The sequence below is a fragment of the Nonomuraea sp. NPDC049784 genome, assembly GCF_040659615.1.
GTDB lineage: Bacteria > Actinomycetota > Actinomycetes > Streptosporangiales > Streptosporangiaceae > Nonomuraea.
The window spans coordinates 1-4,722 of sequence record NZ_JBFAMX010000715.1; the positions used below are offsets into that span (position 1 = coordinate 1).

At 70.5% G+C, this 4,722-nt stretch carries 6 protein-coding genes; all 6 read left to right on the forward strand.

The genetic code is table 11. The features are described 5' to 3' along the window. On the forward strand, positions 1-402 hold a 402-nt coding region (locus AB0J09_RS56600), incomplete at its 5' end, for a response regulator transcription factor (protein WP_360710952.1). Positions 403-521: 119 nt separating this feature from the next. Further along, a complete protein-coding gene (locus tag AB0J09_RS56605) occupies positions 522-932 on the forward strand; it encodes a hypothetical protein (RefSeq protein ID WP_360710955.1) in 411 nt (136 codons plus the stop codon). Between the two features lie 10 nt (positions 933-942). Then, complete coding sequence (locus tag AB0J09_RS56610; RefSeq protein ID WP_360710958.1) at positions 943-1,539, forward strand: phosphoribosylanthranilate isomerase; 597 nt, start codon at positions 943-945, stop codon at positions 1,537-1,539. Further along, entirely contained in the window at positions 1,529-2,314 is a 786-nt protein-coding gene (locus AB0J09_RS56615) for a GNAT family N-acetyltransferase (protein ID WP_360710961.1), read from the forward strand. Before AB0J09_RS56610 ends, AB0J09_RS56615 begins: the two co-directional genes overlap by 11 nt. A gap of 43 nt (positions 2,315-2,357) precedes the next feature. Continuing rightward, positions 2,358-2,939, forward strand: coding sequence for a CDP-alcohol phosphatidyltransferase family protein (locus AB0J09_RS56620; protein WP_360710964.1), 582 nt, complete (start codon positions 2,358-2,360; stop codon positions 2,937-2,939). Positions 2,940-2,943: 4 nt separating this feature from the next. Beyond that, on the forward strand, positions 2,944-4,722 hold a 1,779-nt coding region (locus tag AB0J09_RS56625; protein ID WP_360710967.1), incomplete at its 3' end, for a sugar phosphate nucleotidyltransferase.

Below are 4,722 nucleotides of genomic sequence, written 5' to 3' on the forward strand. Positions count from 1 at the left end.
CTGCGGGCAGGCGCGGTGGGGTTCCTGGTCAAGGACGACGAGCCGGAACGCATGGTGGACGCCGTGCGCCGTGCGGCCGCGGGGGAGCAGCTCCTGGCCCCGTCGGTGCTGCGGCGGGTCGTGGAGCGGTTCCTGTCGGCCGAGGAGCAGGCCGCGGTGCCCCCGCCCGCCGGGCTGACCGAGCGCGAGCTGGAAGTGCTGGCCCTGGTCGGCACCGGGCTGTCCAACGCGGAGATCGCCGAGGAGCTGCACGTCGGGGTGACGACGGTCAAGACCCACATCGCGGCGGCCATGGACAAGCTGGGGCTGCGCAACCGCATCCAGGCCGCGGTCGTGGCCCACCGTACGGGCCTGGTCGACGCTTCCTTCCGCCCGGTACGCCAGCCGCGCTCGCCCTCCTGAGCGGTGCGCGGGTCCGCCCGGCGGCGTACGGGCGATCACCCCGCAGGCTGACGCCCATCCGCGATCTCCGCCCCGAACATTGGTCCTCCCGACTTCCCAGGAAAGGACCTCTGATCACTATGCGGGAAACCATGGTCCAGGCACCCAAGACGGCCGGCCGGATCTCCCCGGGCCTGCTCTACAGCCTGCGCATCGCCGTCACCGCCCAGGCCGCCGCGCTGCTCGTGGCCGCCTCGTTCGCCGGCCAGGCAGTGGAGTCCGACTCCATGATCGAGACCCACGTCATGGCCGGCATGGTCGTCCACCTCGTGGCTCTCGTCCAGATCGTCCTGGCCGTCCTCGTCTGGCGCCCCGGCCGCGGGGCGGGCTGGCCCGCGCTGGCCAGCCTCGCGCTGTTCGTCGTGGGGCTCGCCCAGCACGTCACCTGGCTGTGGCTGGGGGCGCACCTGCCCAACGGGGTGCTCCTGTTCGGGCTGATCGTCGCCGTGCTCATCTGGGCATGGTCACCGGCAGCCGCCGGCCGCCGCTAGGGTCAGGGGTGTGGTGTATGTGAAGATCTGCGGGTTGAGTGAGCCCGAGCACGTGGCCACCGCCGTCGAGGCGGGCGCGGACGCGATCGGGTTCGTCATGACCCGGAGCCCCCGCAGGATCACGCCCGAGCGGGCGGCGGAGCTGGCCGCGACGGTGCCCGGCCACGTGCTGACCGTGGGGGTGTTCCGCGGGGAGGACCCGGACACGGTGCGGGCGGCGGCGCTGGCGTCCGGGGTGCGCGCCATCCAGCTCCACGGCAGGCACCCGCACGGCGACTTCACCGCGCTCAAGGACCTCGGCGTCCGGCTGATCAGGGCCGTCGACGCGGAGGCCGACCTGCGGTGCGGGGCCTACGATGAGGACCTGCTCCTCGTGGACGCACCGCACGCCGGCTCCGGACAGCCGTGGGACTGGGCCGCGGTCCGCGGCCGCCCCTCGGGCCAGTGGCTCCTTGCCGGGGGCCTCACCCCCGCGAACGTGACGGAGGCGATCGCGGCCGCCGGCCCGTGGGGGGTCGACGTGTCCAGCGGCCTCGAGACCTCGCCCGGGGTGAAGGACTCGGCCCTCATCCGGGAGTTCCTGCGGGAAGCCCGCGGTGTCGGCTGATCTCGCGCTGAGCCGGGCGGGGGACCTGACCCGCGCGGTGGGCTTCCAGCACGCCTTCGCCCGCCGTAAGGCGCCCCTGGTGGTGGCGGCGCCCGGCGGGTTCGCGGTGCTGGACGATCGTTTTCCCGGCTCGTACGACGACAACAAGCTGATCGCCGGCCCCGCGACCCCGCCCGAGGCGGCCGAGAGGCTCCTGCGGGCGGCCGACGAGGTGCTCGCCGAGCGGGACCACCGGCTGGTGTGCGTGGACGACGACCGGCTCGGGACCGCGTTCGCGCCCGCGTTCGCCGCCGCGGGCTACGAGCAGGAGACCAACCTGATCATGGCCTTCCGCGGCTCGCTCCCGCCCGGCCCGCCGCCCCCGGCCGAGCGGCTCTCCCTGGCGGAGCTGCTGCCCGCGGTACGGCGCGACTGGCGCGCGACGCTGCCCCAGGCGCCGGATGAGGTCGTCGACCGGCTCGCCAGGCGGGTGGAGGTCCGGCTGCGCGGCGCCGACGCGGTGAGCTTCTGGGGGGTACGCGCCCCGGACGGGGAGATCGCCGCAAGGGCCGACCTGTACGTGCACGGAGGCGTCGCCCAGATCGAGAGCGTCTTCACCGGCGAGGGGCATCGGGGCAAGGGCTATGCGCGTGCCTTGATCACCGCGCTGCTAGCGGAGGCTGCGGAGGCCGAGCTGATCTTCCTGGTGGCCGACGAGGCCGACTGGCCCAAGGACTTCTACGCCAAGCTCGGCTTCGTGGAACTGGGCCGCACCCACGCCTTCCTCCGCACCTGACCACCCCCGCTGTGTTGGAGTTCCACGCAGTAGGGTCTGCTGCGTGAGCGAAACTTCCGCCGAGGACCGGATCTGGACGATTCCCAACCTCCTGAGCTTCCTGCGACTCCTGGGCGTCCCCGTGTTCCTCTGGCTGGTTCTCGGACCCAAGGCGGACGGGTGGGCCATCGGGATCCTCGCGGTGGCCGGGTTCACCGACTGGCTCGACGGGAAGATCGCTCGGGCGTTCAACCAGACCAGCAGGCTCGGCCGGATCATCGACCCGGCGGCCGACAAGCTCTACGTCTTCGCCACCATCGTCGGCTTGCTGCTACGTGACGTCATCCCGTGGTGGCTGGTCGTGGTCATCCTGGGCCGTGAACTCTTCGTCGGAAGTTTCATCCCAGTACTTCGCAAACATGGCTACAAGGCACTTCAGGTGCATTTCCTGGGCAAGGCCGCCATGTTCAACCTCATGTACGCTTTCCCTCTCCTCTTCCTTGCCTCCCACACGGGGTGGTATGCCGATATAGCCCGAATTGCCGGGTGGGCGTTCGCGCTCTGGGGAACGGGCCTGTACTGGTGGGCAGGCGTGTTGTATGTGGTACAGGTGCTCCAGCTCGTAACCTCGGCCAAAAAGGAGTGATCGGGTGAAGGCGGTCGTCATGGCAGGGGGAGAGGGCACTCGGCTGCGTCCCATGACCGCCAACCAGCCCAAACCCCTGCTTCCCGTGGCCAACCGCCCGATCATGGAGCACGTGCTGCGCCTGCTCAAACGGCACGGCGTCACCGAGACGGTGGTCACGCTCCAGTTCCTGGCCGCCCTCGTGCGCAACTACTTCGGCGACGGTGACGAGCTGGGCATGACCCTCGAGTACGCCACCGAGGACGTGCCCCTGGGCACGGCGGGCAGCGTCAAGAACGCCGCCGACCGCCTCCGCGACGACCGCTTCCTGGTCATCTCCGGCGATGCACTGACCGATATCGATTTATCGGACATGATCCGATTTCACCGTGAAAATTCGGCACTCGTGACAATTGGTCTGAAGCGTGTCCCGAACCCCCTTGAGTTCGGGATCATCATCGTGGACGACGAGGGGCGCGTTCAGCGCTTTCTCGAGAAGCCCACCTGGGGCCAGGTCTTCTCCGACACGGTGAACACCGGAATCTACATCATGGAACCCGAGGTCCTCGACGAGGTGGCCCCGGGCGGGCCCGTCGACTGGTCCTCCGACGTCTTCCCCGCCCTTCTCGACCGCGGCGCCGCCATCTACGGCTACGTGGCCGACGGCTACTGGGAGGACGTCGGCACCCACGAAAGCTATCTCAAGGCCCAGGCCGACGTCCTGTCGGGCAAGGTCAACGTGGACATCGGCGGCTTCGAACTCTCACCGGGCGTCTGGGTCGCCGACTCGGCCTCCGTGGACCCCGACGCCGTCCTCAAGGGCCCGCTGCTCATCGGCGACTACGCCAAGGTCGAGGCGGGCGCCGAGCTGCGCGAGTACACCGTGCTCGGCAACAACGTCGTCGTCCGCGAGGGCGCCTTCCTGCACCGCGCGGTCGTCCACGACAACGTCTACCTCGGCTCCGGCGCCCACCTGCGCGGCTGCGTCATCGGCAAGAGCACCGACATCATGGCCGGCGCCCGCATCGAGGAGAACGCCGTCATCGGCGACGAGTGCGTCATCGAGCCCGAGGCGTACGTCTCCAGCGGCGTCAGGGTCTACCCGTTCAAGACCATCGAGGCCGGCGCGGTCGTCAACACCAGCGTCATCTGGGAGTCGCGCGGCCAGCGCAACCTGTTCGGCCCCAGAGGCGTCAGCGGCCTGGTCAACGTCGAGATCACCGCCGAGCTCTGCGTCCGCCTGGCCAGCGCGTACGCCACCACGCTCAAGAAGGGCGAGTACGTCGTCACCTCGCGCGACTGCTCCCTGGCCGCCAGGGCGCTCAAGCGGGCCGTCATCGGCGCGCTCACCGCGGGCGCGATCAACGTACTGGACCTCGAGGCCGCCCCGCTGCCCGTCGCCCGCTTCCACGCGGCACGGGAGTCGGCCGCGGGCGGCATCGCGCTGCGCACCACGCCGGGCGACCCGCAGAGCGTCGACATCGTGATCATGGATGGCCGCGGCGCCGACCTGCCCCCGGCCGCCCAGCGCAAGCTGGAGCGGGTCGTCTCCCGCCAGGAGTACCGCCGGGCCTTCCCCGGCGAGATCGCCTCGCTGACCTACCCGGCCAGGACCGTCGAGGACTATACCAACGAGCTGCTGCGCCACGTCGACGTGGACGACGTCAGGGACATGAAGGTCGTCGTGGACTGCGCGGGCGGGACCTCCTCGCTGGTGCTGCCCAAGCTGCTCGGCCGGGTCGGCGTCGAGGTGCTCACCGTCAACGCCCGCCTCGACGACGTCTCGCCCACCGAGACGCTCGCC

Coding starts and splice junctions, on each gene's coding strand:
- AB0J09_RS56605 (WP_360710955.1), top strand. CDS start 522: ATGCGGGAAACCATGGTCCAGGCACCCAAGACGGCCGGCCGGATCTCC.